This window comes from Streptomyces sp. NPDC087901, assembly GCF_044742205.1.
In the GTDB taxonomy this organism is placed as follows: Bacteria; Actinomycetota; Actinomycetes; order Streptomycetales; family Streptomycetaceae; genus Streptomyces.
Genome location: NZ_JBIUUC010000010.1, coordinates 226,821 through 247,988, shown reverse-complemented (window position 1 = coordinate 247,988; position 21,168 = coordinate 226,821). Strand labels below are relative to the sequence as shown.

At 71.5% G+C, this 21,168-nt stretch carries 20 protein-coding genes; 10 read left to right on the top strand and 10 right to left on the bottom strand.

Going from position 1 to position 21,168, the window contains the following annotated elements; all coding sequences use genetic code 11:
- Positions 1-93 precede the first annotated feature (93 nt).
- The 7 genes from ACIOEW_RS28390 to ACIOEW_RS28360 all read right to left on the bottom strand — a co-directional run bounded on the left by ACIOEW_RS28390 (position 94) and on the right by ACIOEW_RS28360 (position 7,893).
- Complete coding sequence (locus ACIOEW_RS28390) at positions 94-1,308, bottom strand: serine hydrolase domain-containing protein (protein ID WP_362547634.1); 1,215 nt, start codon at positions 1,306-1,308, stop codon at positions 94-96.
- Positions 1,305-2,864, bottom strand: a complete 1,560-nt coding sequence (locus ACIOEW_RS28385) for an alpha/beta hydrolase (protein WP_401966987.1) — start codon at positions 2,862-2,864, stop codon at positions 1,305-1,307. The genes ACIOEW_RS28390 and ACIOEW_RS28385 overlap by 4 nt, the downstream gene beginning before the upstream one ends.
- A gap of 119 nt (positions 2,865-2,983) precedes the next feature.
- A complete protein-coding gene (locus tag ACIOEW_RS28380; protein WP_362547640.1) occupies positions 2,984-3,772 on the bottom strand; it encodes an SDR family oxidoreductase in 789 nt (262 codons plus the stop codon).
- Positions 3,773-3,807: 35 nt separating this feature from the next.
- Positions 3,808-4,881, bottom strand: a complete 1,074-nt coding sequence (locus tag ACIOEW_RS28375; RefSeq protein WP_401966983.1) for an acyl-CoA dehydrogenase family protein — start codon at positions 4,879-4,881, stop codon at positions 3,808-3,810.
- Positions 4,878-5,870 (bottom strand): acyl-CoA dehydrogenase family protein, encoded by a 993-nt coding sequence (locus ACIOEW_RS28370; RefSeq protein ID WP_401966980.1) that lies wholly within the window; start codon positions 5,868-5,870, stop codon positions 4,878-4,880. Before ACIOEW_RS28370 ends, ACIOEW_RS28375 begins: the two co-directional genes overlap by 4 nt.
- On the bottom strand, positions 5,870-7,045 hold the full coding sequence (locus ACIOEW_RS28365; protein ID WP_401966977.1) for an acyl-CoA dehydrogenase family protein: 1,176 nt from the start codon (positions 7,043-7,045) through the stop codon (positions 5,870-5,872). The genes ACIOEW_RS28370 and ACIOEW_RS28365 overlap by 1 nt, the downstream gene beginning before the upstream one ends.
- Positions 7,045-7,893, bottom strand: coding sequence for an enoyl-CoA hydratase (locus ACIOEW_RS28360; RefSeq protein ID WP_362547652.1), 849 nt, complete (start codon positions 7,891-7,893; stop codon positions 7,045-7,047). Before ACIOEW_RS28360 ends, ACIOEW_RS28365 begins: the two co-directional genes overlap by 1 nt.
- A gap of 46 nt (positions 7,894-7,939) precedes the next feature.
- On the opposite strand from ACIOEW_RS28360, the gene ACIOEW_RS28355 reads away from it, so the two are divergent.
- Genes ACIOEW_RS28355 through ACIOEW_RS28340 form a run of 4 tightly spaced genes read left to right on the top strand, consistent with a single transcriptional unit; the run spans position 7,940 to position 11,679 of the window.
- Positions 7,940-9,106, top strand: a complete 1,167-nt coding sequence (locus ACIOEW_RS28355; protein ID WP_401966974.1) for an acyl-CoA dehydrogenase family protein — start codon at positions 7,940-7,942, stop codon at positions 9,104-9,106.
- Positions 9,103-9,888 carry an SDR family oxidoreductase gene (locus tag ACIOEW_RS28350; RefSeq protein ID WP_401966972.1) on the top strand — a complete coding sequence of 262 codons (786 nt, stop codon included), beginning with the start codon at positions 9,103-9,105 and terminating at the stop codon, positions 9,886-9,888. The genes ACIOEW_RS28355 and ACIOEW_RS28350 overlap by 4 nt, the downstream gene beginning before the upstream one ends.
- 5 nt (positions 9,889-9,893) lie before the next feature.
- Positions 9,894-10,487 (top strand): TetR/AcrR family transcriptional regulator, encoded by a 594-nt coding sequence (locus tag ACIOEW_RS28345; protein ID WP_401967083.1) that lies wholly within the window; start codon positions 9,894-9,896, stop codon positions 10,485-10,487.
- A gap of 34 nt (positions 10,488-10,521) precedes the next feature.
- The gene (locus ACIOEW_RS28340) at positions 10,522-11,679 is read left to right on the top strand and encodes an acetyl-CoA C-acetyltransferase (protein WP_401966969.1); all 1,158 of its coding nucleotides are present in this window, start codon (positions 10,522-10,524) and stop codon (positions 11,677-11,679) included.
- A 55-nt stretch (positions 11,680-11,734) separates the two neighbouring features.
- Here ACIOEW_RS28340 and ACIOEW_RS28335 read toward each other — a convergent pair whose 3' ends face one another.
- Both ACIOEW_RS28335 and ACIOEW_RS28330 read right to left on the bottom strand, forming a co-directional pair.
- Positions 11,735-11,941 carry a DUF397 domain-containing protein gene (locus ACIOEW_RS28335; protein ID WP_401966967.1) on the bottom strand — a complete coding sequence of 69 codons (207 nt, stop codon included), beginning with the start codon at positions 11,939-11,941 and terminating at the stop codon, positions 11,735-11,737.
- Positions 11,938-12,717 carry a helix-turn-helix domain-containing protein gene (locus ACIOEW_RS28330; RefSeq protein ID WP_401966964.1) on the bottom strand — a complete coding sequence of 260 codons (780 nt, stop codon included), beginning with the start codon at positions 12,715-12,717 and terminating at the stop codon, positions 11,938-11,940. Before ACIOEW_RS28330 ends, ACIOEW_RS28335 begins: the two co-directional genes overlap by 4 nt.
- Positions 12,718-13,035: 318 nt before the next feature.
- Between ACIOEW_RS28330 and ACIOEW_RS28325 the strand changes: the two genes are divergently transcribed.
- From ACIOEW_RS28325 to ACIOEW_RS28315, 3 genes are all read left to right on the top strand, one after another.
- On the top strand, positions 13,036-13,485 hold the full coding sequence (locus ACIOEW_RS28325; RefSeq protein ID WP_401966961.1) for an ATP-binding protein: 450 nt from the start codon (positions 13,036-13,038) through the stop codon (positions 13,483-13,485).
- Positions 13,486-13,614: 129 nt separating this feature from the next.
- Positions 13,615-14,766, top strand: coding sequence for a DUF4157 domain-containing protein (locus ACIOEW_RS28320; protein ID WP_401966959.1), 1,152 nt, complete (start codon positions 13,615-13,617; stop codon positions 14,764-14,766).
- 316 nt (positions 14,767-15,082) lie between these two features.
- Positions 15,083-16,036, top strand: coding sequence for a DUF4862 family protein (locus tag ACIOEW_RS28315; RefSeq protein ID WP_401966956.1), 954 nt, complete (start codon positions 15,083-15,085; stop codon positions 16,034-16,036).
- 33 nt (positions 16,037-16,069) lie between these two features.
- On the opposite strand, the gene ACIOEW_RS28310 is transcribed toward ACIOEW_RS28315, so the two are convergent.
- Complete coding sequence (locus tag ACIOEW_RS28310; RefSeq protein ID WP_401966953.1) at positions 16,070-17,437, bottom strand: M64 family metallopeptidase; 1,368 nt, start codon at positions 17,435-17,437, stop codon at positions 16,070-16,072.
- Between the two features lie 268 nt (positions 17,438-17,705).
- Between ACIOEW_RS28310 and ACIOEW_RS28305 the strand changes: the two genes are divergently transcribed.
- The 3 genes from ACIOEW_RS28305 to ACIOEW_RS28295 all read left to right on the top strand — a co-directional run bounded on the left by ACIOEW_RS28305 (position 17,706) and on the right by ACIOEW_RS28295 (position 21,044).
- Entirely contained in the window at positions 17,706-19,142 is a 1,437-nt protein-coding gene (locus tag ACIOEW_RS28305; RefSeq protein WP_401966951.1) for a helix-turn-helix domain-containing protein, read from the top strand.
- A 174-nt stretch (positions 19,143-19,316) separates the two neighbouring features.
- Complete coding sequence (locus ACIOEW_RS28300; protein ID WP_401966949.1) at positions 19,317-20,153, top strand: alpha/beta fold hydrolase; 837 nt, start codon at positions 19,317-19,319, stop codon at positions 20,151-20,153.
- A gap of 9 nt (positions 20,154-20,162) precedes the next feature.
- Positions 20,163-21,044 (top strand): helix-turn-helix domain-containing protein, encoded by an 882-nt coding sequence (locus ACIOEW_RS28295; RefSeq protein ID WP_401966946.1) that lies wholly within the window; start codon positions 20,163-20,165, stop codon positions 21,042-21,044.
- Positions 21,045-21,168: the final 124 nt, after the last annotated feature.

Genomic DNA, 21,168 nt, shown 5'->3' with positions numbered 1-21,168 from the left:
CGCCGACAGCGGCGAGGACCCCGGCCCCACCCACGGTCATGAGCGCGCCGGGTGCTCGTCCCGGTGTTCCTCAGCCGCCGGGAACCCCGCGGCTCACCCGCCCGTCAGCGCCCGCTCTGTCAGCCGGCGCCCGGCGGCGTCCTGGGCGTCCTGCGCCGGGTCGTCCATCCGCAGGCTGAAGGTCGCACTGGTCGCTGCCCGTGCGCCGTCCGGCGTCACCCCGCTCTCGGAGACGGTCCCCAGATGGGTACCGCCGTGGAACCAGATCCCGTCGCGGCTCCCGGCCACCGGCCGCCAGGCGATGCCCAGGCCGTAGCGGACTCCGGGGGCCGTGATCCAGTCGTCGGCCGCCACGGTCTCCTTCATCGCGGCGAGCTGGGCCGGGCGCAGCAGCCGTCCGCTCATCAGGGCACGAAGGAAGACACCGTGGTCGTGGGTGGTGCTGATGAGCGAGCCGTCCGCCCCGCCGCCGGCCGCCAGCGTCGTGTCGACCGGCCGGCCGGCGTCGGGGAACCAGGTGTACGCGGAGGCGGTGGGTGCCGGTACGTACGGCGAGGTGCCCGGTGTGAGGGTGTGACGCAGGCCCAGTGGTCCGATGATCCGGTCGTGGATCTCCTGCGCCCAGGAATGGCCCGTCACCTGTTCGGCGATCAGGCCGGCCACCACGTAGTTGGTGTTCGAGTAGCCGAAGTGCCGTTCCCTTTCAGGGTGTTCGGCGCGCGGCAGCCAGAGCGGCGGGTATGCCAGGGCGGCCTTCAGCTGGTCCTCGGGGGCCATGCACCGGAAGCGTGAGCGGAGGTACCCGGCCGGGGTGAACGCGTCGGCTGCGTCGGGGGAGACGGCGAGATAGTCGTTCAGTCCGCTGGTCTGCCGCAGCAGGTTGGCGACCGTGATCCTGCGGCCGTCGTTGCCTTCGCCCCGCACCGCGCCGGGCAGCCAGCGTTCGACGGTGTCGGTGAGCGCGAGCCGCCCCTCTCCGGCCAGTTGCAGGAGGAGCACGGCCGTGAAGGTCTTGGTGTCACTGCCTATCCGGTAGTACGCGTCCCAGGGGACCGGACGCGACGGGGCGGACCGGTCGGTGCGGCCTGCCCGGGCCGTTGTCCGGCCGGCGGCGGTCTGCACCTCGGCCAGTACACCGGTGGCGCCGGTGGCCAGGATCGCGTCCACATCGCGCTGGAGGCGTGCGTGTGATCCAACGTCCGTGTGCGGCCCGGTGGTTCCGGACGGGGCCGCGGCCGCGGTGGTGGCGGACGCCCCGGTGAGCAGGGTCGCGGCCGCGGTCGCCAGGCCTCTGCGTCGGCTGATCACCGGACCACCTCGCTACGGCGACAGGTCACGTCGGCGGCGGGGAGCCTGCCGCCCCGCAGGTAGTCGACGACGGCCCGGTCGGCGCAGGGGACGGGTGTGAGGCCGTCCAGCCCGCGCCCGAACACCCCATGGGAACGGATGTCCGCCGTCACCAGCCGTGAACCGGTCAGGCGGCGGTGCAGGGCCAGGGCCCCGTCGTACGGGACGTTGTTGTCGAGCCGGGCCTGAAGCATCAGCGCGGGCACGTGGTTGTCGATCACCGTGGCGGGCTCGCGGGAAGTGCTGGTCCAGAACGCGCACGGCGCGGTCATGCCGTTCACGAGCGGCCCGAACACCGGCTGGCTCGCGCGGCTGCCTTCCATGTTGCGCCAGTACGTCTCCGGGTCCTTCGGCCAGCCCCCGGCGGGCCAGCCGCTGTCCCCGCACATGAAGAGCGCCCCGCCCAGCATGCTGTCGGCCAGTTCGGGGGAGGAGAGCATGTCCAGCATGGAGGCGAGCTCCGGACCGGGCTCGACCGGCCGGCCCGCGGCGGCGTCGACCAGGTCGTGCACCGTGGAGGCGAGCGCCGGGTCGTGCTCCTCGTGCTGGATGAACTGCCTCAGTACGAGCCGCAGCAACGGTGCCGTGAGGCGGACACCGGAGACCACGACAGGCCGCAGTTCCGCCCCGTCGAGCAACTCCTGGACCCGTGCGCGGACGCCGGCGGGCGTGCTGCCGAGCCGGTACGTTCCGTCGTGCAGCGCGGTCCATCCGGCCCAGGCGTCCAGTGCCTCTTCGAGCGGCAGGCCGGCCCGCTGGAACAGCTGGTACTGGGTGGCGGCGGGATCCGTCGACGAGTCGAGGACGATCCGGTCGGCGCGGCGGGGGAACATCTGGGTGTAGACGGCGCCCAGATCGGCGCCGTACGAGACGCCGTAGTACGAGAGCCTGCGCTCGCCCAGCGCGGCGCGGATCGCGTCCATGTCACGGGCCACGTCCCGGGACGTGGCGTGCGACAGGAGCCGGGCGTTGGCGCCGTGCTCCTGGCAGCGGCGCGCGGTCTCCCGGGCGTCACGGACGGTCCGGTCGAACTCCGCGCGGCGGCTCGTGGTGGGGCCGGGAGCGGGCGCCGGGGCGGCGGGGTCGCAGGCAACGGGCGTGGACTCGCCCAGGAAGCGCGGGTCGAAACCGATCAGGTCGTAGCGGTCGGCCGCGTCCTTCAACGCGGGCCGCAGGTAGAGCGTGTTGGCCAGGCCCGTGCCGCCGGGGCCGCCCGGATTGGACAACAGGATGCCTCGGCGCTTCCCGTGTCCTCCCCTCGCCGCGATCCGCGAGACGGCGATCTCGATCGTCGGGCCGTCGGGGTCGGCGTGGTCGAGGGGCACGCTCACCTTCGTGCACTGTGCGCCCGCGGCGCGCAGCTCCTCCTGCTGAGCTGAACAGGACCCCCAGACGAGGGGGCTGCGGGCCGGCTCGGCGGAGGCACGGGGCGGGGCGGACGAGGCGGACGCGGGCATGCCGCCCGCGAGTAAACAGGTCAGGCCGAGCCCCGCGGTGGCCAGACGGATGATGCGCATCGTGCTCCTCGGATCGGGTGTGAGGTACCCGCACGACGCTAGGGGCCCGCCCGGCCTGGGAACATCTGGCCACCCGGCCGACGGAACGGGGGGACAGCCCCCGTCACGCCCCGCAGCGGTCACCGTGGCCCGCCGGCCGCCTTCGCCGCCAGATAGCGCGCGGGGTACTCCCCGCCCCCGTGCACCGCCAGATCCGCCCCGTTGACGTATCCGGCCAGATCGCCCGCGAGGAACAGACAGGCGCGGGCGACATCGTCGGGGACCGCCATCCGTCCCATCGGGATGACGCCCGCCACCGCCGCGCCGCCGTCCGGGCCGTACACGGACGCCGCGCTCTCGGTGCGGATCAGCCCCGTGGTGATGTGGTTGACCCGGACCGCCGGCGCCCACTCCAGGGCCAGCGCCTCGGTGAGGGCCAGCAGCCCGGCCTTGGCCGCCGTGTAGGCCGCGGTGCCCGGCTGCGGGTCCCGGCCGGAGACGCTGCCGATGTTGATGACCGAACCGCCACTGTCCTGGGCCCGCATGACGCGGTGGGCGGCCTGCGCCACATAGAACGGCGCGAGCAGATTGAGCGCGACGATCTTCTCCACGAACCGCGGCGAGACGGTGGCGGCGTCGGCGTCCGGGGAGCCGCCCGCGTTGTTGACGAGGACGTCGAGCCGGCCGAAGCGTTCCACCGCGGCATCCACCAGCGAGGACGCCGCCGCCGGATCGCGCACATCGGCCGGTACGAACAGCGCTTCCCGGCCCCCGGCCGCGGGCAGGGTCTCCGGGGTGTTGCGGCCGCAGACGACGACGTCCGCCCCGGCGCCGAGGAAGGCCCCGGCAATGGCGGCACCGATTCCCTTGGTACCGCCGGTGACCAGGACCACGCGTCCCGTGAAGTTCAACGGGCTGCCGATGTCCATGTGTTGCTCCCCTCTCTCCGTCTACTGGAACCTGTTCAGTGGGTGGTCAGGCCAAGCCCGGCGGCGAGCCGCGCCCGATGGCGGGCGGGCGGCCCGAACAGTTCGCCCGCCCCGTGCGCCCGTTTGAAGTAGCGGTGCGCGTCGTGCTCCCAGGTGATCCCGATCCCGCCGTGCAGCTGGATCATCTCGCCGGCGACCGCCGAGAACGCCTCGGAGCAGACGGACTTGGCGACGGCGGCGGCCCGGGGCAGCGCCCCCGGGTCCTCGTCGGCGGCGAACGCGGCACCGAGCGCCGCCGAACGCGCCGACTCCACCAGGACGTAGGCGTCGGCCAGCCGGTGCTTGACCGCCTGGAAGGAGCCGATGGGCCGTCCGAACTGGACCCGGTTCCTGGCGTATTCGACGGTGAGCTCCAGGCAGCGCTCGGCCGCGCCCACCTGCTCCGCGGCCAGTGCCGTGCAGGCCAGGTCCCGGACGTGCTCCAGATACCGCCCGCCGTCGCCGTCGACGCCCAGCAGGCGTCCCCCGGCCTCGTCCAGCACCCACCGGGCCTGGGCCCGGGTCCCGTCCATGGTCACGACGGGCTCCCGCCGGACCCCGGCGGCGCCGGGCGCCACCTCGAAGAGCGACACCCCGTGGGCGGTACGGGCCGCGACGAGCAGGACGTCCACGCCGGGCCAGTCCAGCACGTACTCCTTGGTCCCGGTGATCAGCCAGGCGCCACCGGAGGACCGGACCGCCTCGGCGCGTATCGCCCCGTGGTCCCAGGAGCCCTGTTCGGCCCAGGCCAGCGTGCCCACCGAGGTGCCCTCGGCGAGACCCGGCAGCAGCCGCCCGCACGCCTCCTTGTCGGCGGAGGCCAGCAGCGCTCCCACCGTGAGCACCGTGGAGCCCAGGCACGGCAGCGGGCTCAGGGTCCGGCCCAGCTCCTCCATCAGCACATGGACATCGCGGGCGCCGCCGCCCGCCCCTCCGTACTCCTCCGGCACGGGCAGACCGGCCGCGCCGATCTGCTCGGTCAACGGCGTCCAGGCAGCCTCGGCTTGATACCGCGTCAGCAGCGACCGTACGGCCGAACGCAGCTCTTCCTGTTCCTGCGCGAGTCTCATCGGTCCGCTCCCATGACGCGGGCCCGGCAGGCGGCCGGGGTGCCCCACGCGTCGCGCAGGGGGCGTGCCTTGCGGATCCACAGGGACAGGTCGAGTTCGTCGGTGTAGCCCACGGCGCCGTGCAGTTGCAGGGCCGTGCGCGCCGCCGCGTACGCGGCCTCGCCCGCCGTGACCTTGGCCGCGGCGATGTCGCTTCCCGCCCCGTCGTCGCCCGCGGCGAGCGCGAGCGCGGCGCCGTGCACCAGCGGCCCGGCGAACTCCAGGGCCAGCAGGGTGTCGGCCAGCCGGTGCTTGACCGCCTGGAAGGAGCCGATCGCCACCCCGAACTGGGTGCGCCGGGTGACGTATTCGACGGTGCGGGCCAGCAGGGTCCGGCCGACCCCGAGGGCCTGGGCGGCCGTGACGAGCGCGGCCACATCGGCGGCGTACCCGGCGGCGGCGGCCACCGCGGGACCCTGGGCGAGGACCGTTCCGTCCGACGGCCGGGACAGCCGCCGCGCGGGGTCCGCCGAGGGCTGAACGGTCCCCGTTCCCGTGGCGAGGCGCAGGGTGTCACCGTCGACCACGAACACCGCGTCGGCCGCGTCGGCGTCCAGGGCGTACGGGCCGAGCGAGGGTAGACAGAGGGAGACGGCCGACTTCCCGGAGACGATGCCGGGCAGCCGGTCGGCGGCGATGCGGTCGTCGCCGAGCCGGTCCAGCAGGGCTGCCGCGGCAACCGTCTCGACCAGCGGTCCGGGTACGGCGTGCCGCCCCAGCACCTCGAAGGCGAGGGTGAGTTCGAGCGGCAGAGGCCCGAACCCCTCGTGCTTCTCCGAAACCGCGAGCGCGAATACCCCGGCCTCGGCCAGCCGGGCCTGGACGGCGCGCCCCGGGCCGTGGTCGCCGGCCGCCCAGGACCGTACGACGGCCGGGGTGTCGCAGGAGGTGAGCAGAGCGTCGAGGGAGCGGGCGAAGTCCCGCTGCTCGGCGTCCAGGAGGAAACGCATCAGCGGCGCCCCTTCGGCAGGCCGAGCAGCCGCTCGGCGATGATGTCGCGCTGGATCTCGTTGGTGCCCGCGTAGACGGGACCGGCCAGCGAGAAGGTGTATCCCTCGGACCAGCTGCCGTGGTCCGGCGCTTCCGCCGCGTGGTCGGCGAGTTCGCCGTGGGGGCCGAGCAGGTCGAGCGCCGTCTCGTGCAGGGCGATGTCCAGCTCGGACCAGTAGATCTTGTTGAGGCTGGAGGTGGGCCCGGCGGGCCCACCGTCGCCGTGCAGGACCTGGGAGGCGCCCGCGTAGGAGAACAGCCGGTAGGCGCGGGCCCCGATCACCGCGTCGGCGACCCGGTCGCGCAGCGCCGTGTCCGCAGGGTCGCCGTACGCGTGCCACAGGGCGGTCAGGCGGTCCGCGGCGGCTGTGAAGCGGCCCGGGCTGCGCAGGGTGAGCCCGCGCTCGTTGCCGGTGGTGCTCATCGCGACCCGCCAGCCCTGGCCAGGCTCGCCGATGACGTCCTCGTCCGGTACGAACACCTCGTCCAGGAAGAGTTCGGCGAAGGCGGGCTTCCCGTCGAGCCGCCCGATGGGCCGCACGGTGACGCCCTCGGCGTCGAGCGGGAACATCAGATACGTGAGCCCCCGGTGCGGCCGGTCCGCGTCCGGGTCGCTGCGGAACAGGCCGAAGGCCCGGTCGGCGAAGGCGGCCCGGGAGGACCAGGTCTTCTGGCCGCTGATCAGCCAGCCGCCCTCGGTCCGTACGGCCGTCGACTTGAGGGAGGCCAGGTCGGAGCCGGACTCCGGCTCGGACCAGGCCTGCGCCCAGATGACCTCACCGCGTGCCATCGCGGGCAGGACACGGGCCCGTTGCTCGGGGGTGCCGTGCTCGAAGAGGGTCGGGGCCAGCAGGCTGATGCCGTTCTGGCTGACCCGGCCGGGGGCCCCGGCGGCGTAGTACTCCTCCTCGAAGACCATCCAGCGCAGCAGGGAGCCTCCGCGCCCGCCGAATTCCTCGGGCCAGGAGACCACCGACCAGCGGTCGGCGGCCAGGGCCGCCTCCCACTCCCGGTGGGCGGCGAAGCCCTCGGCCGTCTCCAGGGACGGCAGGGGAGTGGCCGGGACGTGAGCGGCCAGCCAGTCGCGTACCTCGGTACGGAACGCCTCGTCGGCCGCGTCGAAATCGAGGTCCATCAGGCGCCCGCCTTCTTCATCGCCCGGATGTCCATGCCGCCGAGTGAGTCCGGTGCGGTCTCGGCGTTGTGCGCGTGCGCCAGATGGTGCAGGCCGAACACCGAATCCATGCCGGTGTGCATGCCCTGGAGGTCCTCGGCCTGGTTGACCGCGCGCTTGGTCAGCGCCAGGCCCATGCGCGGCATCTCCGCGATGCGCAGCGCCAACTCCTCTGTACGTGCGGCCAGTTCGTCCCGGGAGACGACCCGGTTGACCATGCCGACCTCGTACGCGCGCCGCGCGCTCATCCGGTCACCGGTGAAGAGGAACTCCTTGGCGATCCGCGGCGGCATCACCCATGGGTGGGCGAAGTACTCGACGCCGGGGATGCCCATCCGGACCACGGGGTCGGCGAAGAAGGCGTCCTCCGAGGCCACGATCAGGTCGCACACCCAGGCCAGCATCAGACCGCCCGCGACACACGCGCCCTGCACGGACGCGATGACCGGCTTGGGCAGCTCCCGCCAGCGGCGGCACATCCCCAGATACACCTCGGACTCGCGGGCGAAGCGGCTCTCCGCGCCCTCCTTGTCCGAGTGGTCCCACCAGAGTCCCGCCCGGCGCTCGAACGGCAGATGCGCGTCCCGCTCCGGGGTTCCGATGTCATGGCCGGCGGAGAAGTGCTTGCCCGCCCCGGCCAGGACGACGGTCTTCACCTCGCTGTCGTCGGCAGCGCGGTAGAACGCCCGGTCCAGGGCGTAGGTCATCGCGGAGTTCTGCGCGTTGCGGTAGTCGGGCCGGTTCATGGTCACCGTCGCGACAGGGCCCCGCTTCTCGTAGCGCACCGGTTCGTCGTGGGCAGCGGACATCGGCCCCTCCTTCCCTAACAAGTGTTTGGTAGATTAACGTACCCCCATGAGCAGCGTCGAGGAGTTCCGCACCGAGATCCGCGGCTGGCTGGCCGCCAACCTCACCGGCGCCTTCGCGGGCCTTCGCGGCCGCGGCGGACCCGGTCGTGAGCACGAGGCCTTCGCCGAACGGCTCGCCTGGGAACGGCACATGGCCGCCGAGGGCTGGACGTGCGTGGGGTGGCCCGAGGAGCACGGAGGCCGGGGCGCGACCATCGAGCAGCAGGTCGCCTTCCACGAGGAGTACGCGCTGGCCGACGCTCCCGCACGGGTCAACCACATCGGGGAGCAACTGCTCGGCCCGACCCTGGTGGCCTTCGGCACGCCCGAGCAGCGGGCCCGCTTCCTGCCGCCGATCGTCGCCGTCGAGGAGCTGTGGTGCCAGGGCTACAGCGAGCCGGACGCCGGCTCCGACCTGGCCAACGTGCGGACGCGCGCCGAGCGGGACGGTGAGGACTGGGTCGTCACCGGACAGAAGATCTGGACGTCACTCGCCCACGACGCCCAGTGGTGCTTCGTCGTCGCCCGCACCGAGTCGGGCTCCACCCGCCACGCGGGCCTGTCCTATCTCCTGGTCCCGCTGGACCAGCCCGGTGTGGAGATACGGCCCATCCAGCAGCTGACCGGCACCTCCGAATTCAACGAGGTCTTCTTCGACGGCGCCCGCACCCGCGCCGCGCACATCGTCGGCGAACCCGGCGACGGCTGGCGGGTCGCCATGGCCACCCTCGGCTTCGAACGCGGCGTCTCCACCCTCGGCCAGCAGGTCGGCTTCCGGCGCGAGCTGGAAACCCTGATCGAGCTCGCCCGGCGCAACGGCGCCGCCGACGACCCGCTGATCCGTGACCGGCTCGCCCGCGCCTGGACGGGTCTTGAGACCATCCGGTGCAACGCCCTGCGCATGCTCGACGGCGTCGCGGCCGGCGCACCCGGCCCCGAGGCGTCCATCGGGAAGATCTTCTGGGCCACCTGGCACCGGGAACTCGGCGAACTCGCCATGAGCGTCCTGGGTGCCGGCGGCATGACCGCCCCCGAGGGCCCTTACGAACTCGACGACTGGCAGCGGCTGTTCCTGTTCTCCCGCTCCGACACCATCTACGCCGGATCCAACGAGATCCAGCGCAACATCATCGCCGAGCGTGTCCTCGGCCTGCCCAAGGAGATCCGTCCGTGACCCCGCAGCCGCCCTATGTACCGGGCCACTCCCTCCTGGCCGGACGCACCGCGGTGATCACCGCCGCCGCGGGCGCCGGGATCGGCGGAGCGACCGCCCGCAAGTTCCTGGAGGAGGGCGCCCGGATCGTCATCGGCGACGCCCACGAACGCCGCCTGAAGGAGAGCGCCACCGCCCTCGCGGAGGAGTTCGGCGCGGACAACGTCGCCGCACTGCCCTGTGACGTCACCGACCAGCAGCAGGTCGACGCCCTCTTCGCGCGTGCCGCCGAACGCCACGGCGGCCTCGACATCGTCGTCAACAACGCCGGGCTCGGCGGAACGGCCGACCTCGTCGACATGACCGACGACCAGTGGTCCAAGGTCCTCGACGTCACGCTGAACGGCACCTTCCGCTGCACCCGCACGGCTCTGCGCCACTTCAAGGAGCAGGACACCGGCGGCATCGTCGTCAACAACGCCTCCGTCATCGGCTGGCGCGCCCAACGCGGCCAGGCCCACTACGCCGCCGCGAAGGCCGGTGTCATGGCCCTCACCCGGTGCGCCGCACTGGAGGCCGCCGACTTCGGTGTACGCGTGAACGCCGTCGCCCCGAGCCTGGCCATGCACCCGCACCTGGTGAAGGTCACCACACCGGAACTCCTCGCCGAACTCACCGAGCGCGAGGCCTTCGGCCGGTACGCCGCGCCCTGGGAGATCGCCAACGTCATCGTCTTCCTGGCCAGCGGCTACTCCTCGTACATGACCGGGGAGACCGTCTCCGTCAGCAGTCAGAGGGCGTGAACGCGATCACCCCGAACCCCAACGCCGAGCGGCGTGCCGAACTCCTCGCGACCGCTGCCGGGGTGTTCGCGGCCCAGGGCTACAACGCCACGACCGTCCGCCGCATCGCGGACGCCGCCGGGATGCTCGCGGGCAGCCTGTACTACCACTTCGACTCCAAGGAGGCGATGCTGGACGAGATCCTCACCGCCTTCCTGGACGAGCTGTGGGCCTGCTACGACACCGTGCTCGCCGCGGGACTCGGACCCCGGGAGACCATCGGGGCACTCGTCACCCAGTCCTTCCGGCAGATCGACCGGCACGGGCCCGCGGTCGCCATCTACCAGAAGGAATCCAAGCACCTCTCCGCGCAGCCGCGTTTCGCCCATCTCGCCGACTCCCAGCTGAAGTTCGAGAGCGCCTGGCTCCGCACGCTGGAACGCGGTGTCGCCGAGCAGGACTTCCGTGGCGATCTCGACGTCCGGCTCGTCTACCGGTTCGTCCGCGACACCGTCTGGGTGGCCGCCTCCTGGTACCGCCCCGGCGGAACCCACAGCCCGGAGGAGATCGCCCGCCAGTACCTGTCCATGGTCCTCGCGGGCATCACCACGCGCACCTGACGACTCATCACCACCCCATATCCAAGGAGCAGTCATGGCCGAGGCCTACATCGTCGAAGCGGTACGCACCCCGGTCGGCCGGCGCAAGGGCGGCCTGTCCGCCGTCCACCCCGCCGACCTCGGGGCCCACGTCATCAAGGCGCTGGTGGAGCGCTCGGGGGTCGACCCGGCCGCAGTGGAAGACGTCGTCTTCGGCTGCCTGGACACCGTCGGCCCGCAGGCCGGGGACATCGCCCGCACCGCGTGGCTCGCCGCGGGACTTCCCGAAGAGGTGCCCGGCACCACCGTCGACCGCCAGTGCGGCTCCTCCCAGCAGGCCGTCCACTTCGCCGCCCAGGGCGTCCTGTCCGGCACCCAGGACCTGGTCGTCGCGGGCGGCACCCAGAACATGTCGATGATCCCCATCGCCTTCGCCAGCCGCCAGGCCGCCGAACCCCTGGGACTGACCGACGGCCCGTACGCGGGCTCCGTCGGCTGGCGAGCCCGCTACGGTGACGCGCCCGTCAACCAGTTCCACGGCGCCGAGCTCATCGCCGAGAAGTGGGGCATCACCCGTGAGGACATGGAGCACTTCGCGCTCCGCTCGCACCAGCGTGCTCTGCGCGCCATCGACGAGGGCCGGTTCGCCCGCGAGACCGTCGCGTACGGCGAGGTGACGGTGGACGAGGGACCGCGCCGCGACACCTCGCTTGAGAAGATGGCCGGCCTCAGGACCGTCGTCGAGGGCGGCCGGCTGACCGCCGGGGTCTCCTCACAGGTCTCCGACGGAGCCTCCGCGATGCTCATCGCCTCCGAGCGGGCCGTCGCCGAGCACGGCCTCACCCCCCGGGCCCGCATCCACCACCTCTCCGTGCGCGGCGAGGACCCGATCCGCATGCTGTCGGCCCCGATCCCGGCGACGGCGTACGCGCTCAAGAAGGCCGGGATGTCCATCGACGACATCGACCTGGTGGAGATCAACGAGGCCTTCGCCCCGGTCGTCCTGGCCTGGCTGAAGGAGACCGGCGCCGACCCGGACAAGGTCAACGTCAACGGCGGCGCCATCGCGCTCGGCCACCCGCTCGGCGCCACCGGCACCAAGCTGATGACGACCCTGCTGCACGAACTGGAGCGCACCGGCGGCCGATACGGCCTCCAGACCATGTGCGAGGGCGGCGGCCAGGCCAACGTCACCATCATCGAACGCCTCTGACGGAACCGGCACCATCCGGACCGCCTCCGCTCCGCGGGGCCGGTCCGGCGCGCTGTCAGCCTCGCGCGAGCGACACGAACGCCGCCCACTCGCCCCGGCCGACCCGCAGCGCGGGGCCATGACCTGCGGCTTTGGAGTCCCGTACGTAGACTGAGCTCTGGGCTACGGCCACCTCTACGCAGTCGCCGCCGTCCGAACCGCTGTAGCTGCTCTTGAACCAGATCAACGCGTCGGCGTTTCCCGTTGCCTGCTCCGTGCTCATGTCTCTCCTGCCAGCCGTGCGACGAGCCGCGCAGACTCCTCGACGTTCAGCGCCTGCGATCGCAGCTTGCCATATCGCAACCCGAACGCGCTTACGTGTGCCGGATCGCTCACGGTGCATCCGGCACCCTGCGACTCGAAGTACCCGAGATGCTCGTGCTCCTTCGTCTGCACAGTGACGAATGCACCGTTCTTCCCAGGGTGAAACCCTCGCCCCGCAGGCATCACCTGCACCTCAACGTTACGCAGTTCACCTACCACCAGCAGGCGTTGCCACTGTCCGCGCATGACGTCCGCACCCCCCACAGGATCGCGCAACGCCTCCTCCCCGATGATGAACGACAGCTCTGCCATCGGATCCCGCGTCAGCAGCTTCTGGCGCCCCAGCCGCGCTTCCGTGTGCTGATCCACGATCTCCTCGCTGAACGGCGGACAGTGTCCGGCGAACACCGCGCGTGCGTACGTCTCCGTCTGCAACAGCCCCGGTACCAGGAGCGGATCGTACGAGAAGCGGCTCAGCACGTCCGCCTCGATGGCGGCGAAGTTGCGGAAGAACCGGGGGAGCTTCGCGCGGTCCACCTCGGCCTGGAGCACCTCCAGCACGCCTCCCGCGTCCAAGGCCCGCTCGGCGGCCTTGGTGAACGCCGCCTTCGCAGGTCGGCGTCCCTGCTCGACGGAGGCGACCTGTTCCCCCGAGTAGCCGATGGCGGCACCCAGCGCCGGCTGGGTCAGCCCGGCACGTTTGCGCAGATGGGCAAGGAGGGTGCCGTAGGCCACCCACACTCCCGGCAGGTCATGGTCCTCCCTCACCTTCGCCTGTGCCGCGCCGTCGTTCTTCGTCCCCGGCACCGTCCTCACGCCCCTCTCCGTCACCGCTTCTCCCTCCGCCCACCCGCCACCACGGTCATCGACTCGGCTCCGGCGGGGACACGTTCAACGCGAGGGTCTTCCTCCGGACACGGCCGCGACCCGTACAGCACCCGTACAAAGCCCGTACAACTAACCAGCGATGCCGCACGAGACGTGCGTACTACCTTTCCTGGTACGGCAGTTGTTCCTGGTCGCGCATGGTGCCGGCGCCTCAGCATGGCCCTCGTGAAGCAACAGGAAGACTCCCTTGAAGCAGGAACGCCGCTCGGCACATTGCGCCTTCAGCTCAGCAGCACACCCCGTGGTGCACGGCTGGCGCGCACGCTCGCTGTGCAGCAGGTCATGGAGTGGTGCGGCGATCCGTACGACTCCGACACCGTCGGCGCGGTCGCCCTCGTCACGGCCGAGCTCGCGTCCAACGCGATCACGCACGGCCGCCTGCCCGGTCGGGACTTCCGGCTGACCGTGCTGCTTCTGACTGGAGCCATCCGTATCGAGGTCACCGACGCCCGCCCCGAACGCCTCCTCTCCGCCACCGCACCGAGGCCCGCTGATTCCGAGGAGACGGCTGGGAGGGGCCTGGCCCTCGTCGACGCGTACGCGGCGCGCTGGGGGTGCGTCGTCTGTGACGCGTACACGAAATGTGTCTGGGTGGAGGTTTCCTGCGGGACGTGATCCGGGCCCGCAATCTCCCGCGGTGCTGCGAAACTTGGGTACGGATCACGTCCGCCGTGGACGACCGGCATGTGCGGTCGGCCCGGCACACGGACCGTCAGTTCCTACCTGGTGCCCGGAAAGGAAACGATGCACGCGAACGAGACAGCCAAGGCCCCCGAGGACAACAAGCGCTCCTCCGGCACCGCGAGAACCACGACGCCGCGTAGGGGAATACCCGCCGGGCTGTCCGTGCTCCAGAGCACGGTGGGCAACGCCGCCGTCATTCAGAGGCTGCGACAGGCGGGCCACCCCTGGGCGCAGGAGCAGCACCAGCACGGTGCGGGCTGTGGTCACCAGGAGGCCGAACAGCCCGCGGTGCAGCGGTCGGCCGTCCACAACGTCCTGCGCGCCCCCGGCCGTCCTCTCGACGACGCCACCCGCACCGAAATGGAAGCGCGGCTCGGGGCCGACTTCTCCGATGTGCGCGTTCACACCGACAGCGCCGCCAAGGCCTCGGCCGCCGAGGTCGGCGCCCGTGCCTACACCTCGGGCAACCATGTCGTCATCGGCGACGGTGGTGCTGACAAGCACACCCTGGCCCATGAGCTCACGCACGTGATCCAACAGAGCAGGGGCGCGGTCGCAGGCTCCGACAACGGCGCGGGGCTGAAGGTCTCCGACCCCTCCGACCGCTACGAACGCGAAGCTGTGACCAACGCCCGACGGGTGATGAGCGGGCCCAGCCCCCTCCAGCGGACGGCATCTGCTCGCCAGGACAGAACGGCCCGGCGTGCGGACGTGACCACCGCCGCTGTGCAGCGCGTCCACTACGGGCAGGGAGAAGACGTCACGGCCCATCCAGGCTTTACGGTGACCTTGCGGGCGACACTCAACGGGACGCCTATCGGAACGTTCAGCAGCGAGACCACCGCGTACTCGCCCATGGACCATGCGGAAGATCAACTGCTCGACGAGATCGACACGGCCGTTGGCGGCCTCTATGGAAATCCTCAGGTCACGGCAGCGTTGGCGACGGGCGGCCAGGCGCACACGCTCTTGATCGATCTCACGGCGAGTCCATGCTCCAGCACCCATGCAACCACGACCAAGACAGACGCAGAAGGCTGCGCCGAGAGGCTCAGCGAGTTCGCCAGAAACGGCTACATGGGCCACACCTTTGACATCACGGTGATCGCCCACCACCTCTACGGCAGGAACAACGCGTCCCGAGAAGGTTCCAGCCGGGCCATCAATGACATGAGGGCGGCAGGGATCACCGTGCAGTGTCCGGGCGCCTGAACGTGAAACCGGAGTGATCGTTTCGGAGTCGCCCTGGCGCCCGACGAGATGATCCCGCGTGTCCGGGCGGGGCATCCCTGCTGATCCGTCCGCGCTTCCCAGTGCTCAGCGGCCCTGGGTCCTTGTGTACGGGGTGGCCAAGGCCGCGACAAGGGGACGCTCCGCCCCCCGGGGCGTCCCCTTCGTAGGCGTGCGAACCCCCTGGTCAGCGACCTGTGGACCGGTGGTTCTTACACACGTACAACCACGCTCGGAGTGTTGAGCCCGCACCCAGCTCTAGACATCTGACGTCTGACCTTAGGTAGAATGCAACGCCATGGACATCCAACCGCCCGCCGCTCTCGTGGGTGCCTATGCGGCCCTGCCCTCTCTGCGCGCCGACCAGGAACACTTCTACGAGGGGCTCGCCGACGGGGGTATCGCCGACGGGCTGGAGATTCCGTTCCGCGACGGCCTCGGTGAGGACGCCCGTTGGCTGGCCGCACAGATGCGCGGCCGTTTCACCCGGTCCGTGATCACGTTGATTCCCGGCACGATGGCGCGCGTGGGCGCCTCGGGCACCTTCGGGCTCGCCTCCGGGGACGAGGACGGCCGGCAGGAGGCGCTCGCGTTCCTCGGCGATGCCCGCGTCGCGGCCGAGGAGTTGAACCAGCTCACCGGCGAGCAGTCGGTCTCCGTCATCCACGTGCACACCGCGCCCTCGGTGACGGCCGTCGCGGAGATGTTCGCTCGTTCGCTCGACGAGATCGCGGCGAGCGAACCCGCCACGGGCGCCTGGTCAACCCGGCTCGTCCTGGAGCACTGCGACGCGTACGCACCGGGCGTCCCGGGCGAGAAGCGGTTCCTGTCGCTGGAGGATGAGATCCCCCTCGCGCGCGAAGGGGGGATCGGCGTCGCCGTCAACTGGGGCCGTTCGGCGATCGAGGCGCAGGACGCCGGCCGGCCGCTCGCTCACATCACCCGGCTCGCCTCCGAGGGCCTGTTGGCGGGCGTCATGTTCTCCGGCGCTGGCCCGACCGCCAACGGGTACGGGGGGCCGTGGGCGGATGCGCACCTGCCCCTCACCGAGGACGAGCCCGCATCCCTCATGGACGCCGACGAGGTACGCCGTTGCCTCCGCGCGGCAGAAGGTGCGTTCTCCTACGCGGGCGCGAAGATCCAGGTACCCGGCGACGCCACGGTCGACGAGAGGCTCGCGATGGTGGGCCGCGTCATGCGGCTCCTGTCCGAGAGTGGGGCCGCCTCGGCGCCGCATCCGCCCGGGCTGTGAGGGCGAGCGGGTGCGGCGCCGTACGGCCGACCGTCAGTGCCGCTTCGGGCCCTTGTGTCCGGAGGCCTTGACCGTCCAGGTCAGGCGTTCGGTGGCTTCGGCGCGGACCTTGGGGTCGCGGATCGACGTGGTCCGGTCCGCGGACTCGACCGTGACGGTGTGCGTCCTGCCGTCCGCGGGAACGCCCAGTGCGGCGGGGGCGACGGCGGTCAGACCCTGCGCTCGCTTCACCCGGACGCCGTCCACGTACCAACGCAGTTCCGGTGCGGCGAGGCCCGTGACCTCGGCCTGGGAGACCTTGATGCGGTTGGTCCTGAGGATCGCGCTGCTCGTGCCGACCTCGCTGCTCAGCGCGTTGGCCTCGCGGTAGAAGCCGGCGATCATGGCCTCGCGTCCGGGGAGGTTGAAGTCGCTGATGTTCAGGGCCCGCATGAGGGAGTTGGAGGTCGGGCGGTAGATCCCGAAGGGGTAGTAGCTGCTGCCCTCGTACGTACCGACGGTGCCGCCCGTGGGGTCGGTCTCGCCGAGCCAGCGGTACCACTTGGTCTGGTTCGCGGCCATCTGTTCCGTGGTGAAGATGCTGGAGTTGATGTCGGGGAGCTCGCCGCCCGACCAGGTGCCGTAACTGTCGTACGTGTACTCGTCCGCCAGGAGGCCGACCGAGTGGGCGATCTCGTGAGCGGCGATCATGCTCGACTGCGCGTTGTCCGAGGAGAGGGTGGAGACACCGTCGAACGGGTAGCCCTCCGCCTCCAGGCCCGAGTAGCCGGCGCCGCCGTACTTGGTGGAGTTGGAGATGACGATGACCAGGTCGGCCTCGGGGGCCTTGGCCGCGTAGGAGGCGACCTTGTCGATGTCGGCGCAGATGAGACGCTCCGTCTCCGAGCACCAGAAGTAGCTGCCGAGCGCGGTGTCCTTGGCGACGTCGGCGGTGGGGTCACCGGTGATTCCGGATTCGGCGGACACCGCGTCGACGGTCCACACGTTCATCAGGCCCTGGTAGCTCGAGTACGGCTCGATGCCGGTGATGTCCGCCCACTTCGTGGCCGCCGCGGTATGGAAGGCGCCCTGCTGGTCGGCGGTGTAGCCGTCACCAACGATCACCACGTCGAGCCGGTCGGCCGAGGAGCCCGTCACGGAGAGCTTCCCGACCTCCCCGTCCGTGGTTGCCGCGGTGGGTGCCACGCTCCGTGCGGCGGAACGACGGGTCACCGTGTCCGTGTTGACCGGCACCTCGGTCCGCCGGCCCTCGCCGCCGGGCTGGGGGAAGTACTCGACGGTGACACGCGGCGCCGGGGCAGGCTCCGGGTCCACGGCGGACGCGGGAGTGGCGAGGGCCGCCCCCATGATCGCCGTGAGCGCGACGCCCACGGATATGACGGCCGATCTGGGGGTGTGCATGCCAATCCTCATTCTGTCGTCCAGCTCCGAAATGAAGTAAAGCGATAATGTAAATACGGTTAACGTGTCGCATAACCTAGGCTGGGTGGCGATCTGTTGGCAACAGTCCCGCAGGCCTCGGCGGCGATGGGGAGTGCGGCCTGCGGCGCCCGGAAAGTCGGGCGGGCGGCAGTATGAGACGGCGACGGCCGGCGGTCTCCTCGGTTCAGTAGTCGCAGAGGCATGAAGCAGCCGGTGACCATCGGCGGACGCGGGACGAGGGGCAGCCATGGCGGGAACCAGCAGGGCGACCGGCGTACCGGAGCGCACGAGCGGGGATGACGCCTCCGGCCGGCCGCACCGGGAGCGGGCGGAGGAGCAGGACGCACCGGCCGCGATCGGCCGCCGGGTCAAGCGGCTCCGCAAGGAACGTGAACTGACGCAGCGGCAGCTTGCCGAGCCCGCGTACACGGCCGCGTACGTCTCCACCCTGGAAGCCGGCAAGGTGCGGCCCTCGGAAGCCGCCCTCCGGCACATCGCCGAACGGCTCGGCGTCGACCACGAGGAGCTCGCCACGGGCAAGCCCACCCACATCGCCACAGCCCTGCGGATGGAACTGGCGGACGCCCACCGGGTGCTGGCCGTCGAGGACGCAGCCGACGCTCGGGCAGCCTATGAGCAGATCCTCGGCCGGGCGGAGGAGTACGGACTTGCGCAGGAACGGGCGGCAGCGCTCGTGGGCCTCGGGGAATGCGCGTTGGAGACCGGCGAACTGAGCGATGCCCTGGCCCGGTTCGAGGCGGCGGAACAGGCGCTGGCCGACGAGCCGCTCCCTGCCCGTGCGCGGGCGGTCCGGGGCCGATCGGTCGCCCACTACCTGGCCGGTGAACTGCGCTACTCGTGCTACCTGCTGGAAAGCGCGATCGATGAACTGAACACGTCCGGGCTGCACGACCCGGGAGCGTTGCTTCAGCTCTACACGGCCTCGATCGCCCCGTACATGGACATGGGTGCTCACGCCCGCGCCGCGCAGGCCGCTGAGCTCGCACTCGCCCTGGTGTCCCAGGTCTCGGACCCCGCCCTGGTCGCCGGCATGCACCGAACGGTGGCCCGCACACTGCTCGCCGAAGGCAGGGTCGACGCCGCCCAGGCGTCGTTGGAGCGGGCCACCGAGCTCTACCAGCAGCTGCAGATCCGTACCGATCTCGCTCACTGCCACTGGATGCGGGGCTATGTCTGTGCCCAGCACGACGACCTCGCGCGAGCGGAGTCGGAACTGCGCACCGCGCACTCGATGCTGGTGTCCAAGCGGGCAGCTCTGTACGTCTCACAAGTGGAGGTGGAGCTCGCCGACGTCTTGCGGAGGAGCGGGAAGTCGGCGGAGGCCGCGGAGCTCCTGGAAAGCCTGCTGGCCGGACTCAAGCCCGGCCGAGGCGCGCTGCACGCCGGCGGCGCCCACCGGCTCCTCGGGCTGATCGCAGAGGAGTCCGGAGACGCCGAGTCCGCAGAGCTGCACTACGCCACCGCGCTCTCCCTGCTCGAACAGACAGGCGCTGCCGGAGATCTCGCCGACATCTGCCGACTGCTGGGGGACCTGCTGCGCAGCGAGGGCCGCACGGAAGCGGCGCTGAACGCCTACCGGACCGGCCTCGGGCACCGCGCCGAACCGGGCACCACCACACTCGGCCCCGCCCCCGCCCGCCCGCCGTTCGCCCCCTGGTCCTGACGTCGCGGGTGCGATGACGGACGGGGACGCCCTTCGCGCTCCCGGCGATCCGGTGGGGCCCGCCGCGGAGCCTTCGCCGGGGCGGGCCCCTTGAGCGGCGTCATGGTTGCTGCCGCCCCCCCACGACGACATTTGTACAAGACCGACGGCTGACAGCCCCGGCATCATCCCGGCATGACTGAATCCGACGTTGAGCTCTCGCACGGGATGCACGTGGTCCACGACGGCCCGAGGGAGGGGCCGCCGATGTTGCTCATCCACGGGTCGGGGGCCTCGGGCAGTACCTGGAACCCGATGATTCCGGCACTGGCCGCCCACCACCATGTCATCCGGGTCGACCTCCCCGGCTGCGGCCAGTCCCCGCCCGTCGTGTCGTACGACGTGCCCGGGCAGGCGGGCCGGGTGGCGGCGTTGCTCGACGATCTCGGCCTTGGGCAGGTCGCCACGGTCGGGCACTCCAGCGGCGGCTACGTCGCCACCGCCCTTGCGGAGGGTCGCCCGGACCTGGTGAGGTCGATCGCGCTGGTCAGCACCGGACCGAGTCTCGACGCGCTCCTTCCGCAGCCGGCCATCCTTCGGCTCCTGTTGGGCCCGCCCTTCGGTCCGCTCCTCTGGTCGATTCGTTCGGACGCGATGATCCGCAGCGGGATCAGGGCGACGACGGCCCGGCCGGTGGACGTCCCGGACGACCTCGTCGCCGGGGTACGGGACACCACGTACCGCGCGTTCCGGGCGGTGTCTCGTCGGAACATCGCCTACGTCAACGAGCGGAGCGTGCCCGAGCGTCTTGCCGCCCTCAACGTTCCGGTGCTGGTGGTCTTCGGCGATGCGGACCCCCGCTGGGAGCCGTCGTCGGCGCACCGGTACGAGGCGGTGCCCAACAGTCAGGTCGAGGTGCTGCCCGGCGTCGGACACGTACCCCTGCTCGAAGCACCGGAGGCGACCAGCAGTCTGCTCCTGGCGTTCACGGCCACGGACGCCGACATCCCGCCCGCCACCTCAGGTCTCTAGAGTGGCCGGATGCTGTCGCCCGCGGCACCACCCGACTGGGAGTTGATCGACGTCGCAGTCCCGCGCCCTTCGAACCGGCTGCCGGGGATCAGCATGGCCGGGTTCTGTCAGCGTGTCCCCGAACCCGTGGACATCGCCATGGTCGCGCACCCGTCCGTCACCCTTCTCGTGGACCTGAGCGACGGCGGAGGCCTCGTCTATGACACCCGCGGCCGACGCGGGTGCGGCAGTGCCGTCGTAGGGCTCCTCCCCGGCGAACTCCGGGCAGGTGGCTTGGTGGGCGAGTGCCTCCAGATCCGGCTGGAGCCGGTCGTGGCGGCTGCGGTACTCGGCGCATCGAACGAGCTCAGCGGAACGGTGGTGGCACTGGAAGACGTCTGGGGCCGCGACGCCGGGCGAGCCGAGGAGGCGCTGCGCGCCGCCGCATCGTGGGACGAACGGTTCACGATCGCGGGGGAGTTCCTCGGCCGACGGCTGGGTACTCACCCACCGGTCGATCCGGAAGTGGCCCACGCCTGGCGGCGCACCCGCACCAGCCGGGGGCGGGTGCGGGTCGAGGGCCTGGCGGACGAGGTCGGCTGGAGCCGCAAGCGCCTGTCGGCCCGCTTCCGGTCCCAGCTCGGCATCGCGCCCAAGCGCGCCGCCCGGCTGGTGCGGTTCGACCACGCCGCCCACCTTCTCGCGGCGGGTCGTAGCGCGGCCGGCGCTGCCATCGAGAGCGGCTACGCCGACCAGTCCCACCTCCACCGCGAGGTCAGGGAGTTCGCCGGGCTGACGCCCACGGCTGTGGCCGTCGCTCCGTGGCTCACGATCGACGACGTCGCGTGGCCGGCTTCATCGCCGGGCCGGACTCCTGGGCGGCACGGAGGGCCCGGCGCCGGCCCTCGTTGAACGGCATGAGCACCCTCGTTCAACGGCATGGAGCGCTGTGCACTTCGGTCACGCGTCACCCATGCACTCGGTGTGTTCCGCCCCGGAGCCGGCGTCGGCGGGCATGGGGCACCGGGGTGGGGAG

What these genes read in the sequence shown, in the direction of transcription:
- ACIOEW_RS28355 (WP_401966974.1), top strand. Translation starts at nt 7,940, where the DNA reads ATGAGCAGCGTCGAGGAGTTCCGCACCGAGATCCGCGGCTGGCTGGCC.
- ACIOEW_RS28295 (WP_401966946.1), top strand. Translation starts at nt 20,163, where the DNA reads ATGCTGTCGCCCGCGGCACCACCCGACTGGGAGTTGATCGACGTCGCA.
- ACIOEW_RS28315 (WP_401966956.1), top strand. Translation starts at nt 15,083, where the DNA reads ATGGACATCCAACCGCCCGCCGCTCTCGTGGGTGCCTATGCGGCCCTG.
- ACIOEW_RS28365 (WP_401966977.1), bottom strand. Translation starts at nt 7,045, where the DNA reads ATGGACCTCGATTTCGACGCGGCCGACGAGGCGTTCCGTACCGAGGTA.
- ACIOEW_RS28375 (WP_401966983.1), bottom strand. Translation starts at nt 4,881, where the DNA reads ATGAGACTCGCGCAGGAACAGGAAGAGCTGCGTTCGGCCGTACGGTCG.
- ACIOEW_RS28385 (WP_401966987.1), bottom strand. Translation starts at nt 2,864, where the DNA reads ATGCGCATCATCCGTCTGGCCACCGCGGGGCTCGGCCTGACCTGTTTA.
- ACIOEW_RS28305 (WP_401966951.1), top strand. Translation starts at nt 17,706, where the DNA reads ATGGCGGGAACCAGCAGGGCGACCGGCGTACCGGAGCGCACGAGCGGG.
- ACIOEW_RS28380 (WP_362547640.1), bottom strand. Translation starts at nt 3,772, where the DNA reads ATGGACATCGGCAGCCCGTTGAACTTCACGGGACGCGTGGTCCTGGTC.
- ACIOEW_RS28370 (WP_401966980.1), bottom strand. Translation starts at nt 5,870, where the DNA reads ATGCGTTTCCTCCTGGACGCCGAGCAGCGGGACTTCGCCCGCTCCCTC.
- ACIOEW_RS28340 (WP_401966969.1), top strand. Translation starts at nt 10,522, where the DNA reads ATGGCCGAGGCCTACATCGTCGAAGCGGTACGCACCCCGGTCGGCCGG.
- ACIOEW_RS28310 (WP_401966953.1), bottom strand. Translation starts at nt 17,437, where the DNA reads ATGCACACCCCCAGATCGGCCGTCATATCCGTGGGCGTCGCGCTCACG.
- ACIOEW_RS28300 (WP_401966949.1), top strand. Translation starts at nt 19,317, where the DNA reads ATGACTGAATCCGACGTTGAGCTCTCGCACGGGATGCACGTGGTCCAC.
- ACIOEW_RS28360 (WP_362547652.1), bottom strand. Translation starts at nt 7,893, where the DNA reads ATGTCCGCTGCCCACGACGAACCGGTGCGCTACGAGAAGCGGGGCCCT.
- ACIOEW_RS28335 (WP_401966967.1), bottom strand. Translation starts at nt 11,941, where the DNA reads ATGAGCACGGAGCAGGCAACGGGAAACGCCGACGCGTTGATCTGGTTC.
- ACIOEW_RS28320 (WP_401966959.1), top strand. Translation starts at nt 13,615, where the DNA reads ATGCACGCGAACGAGACAGCCAAGGCCCCCGAGGACAACAAGCGCTCC.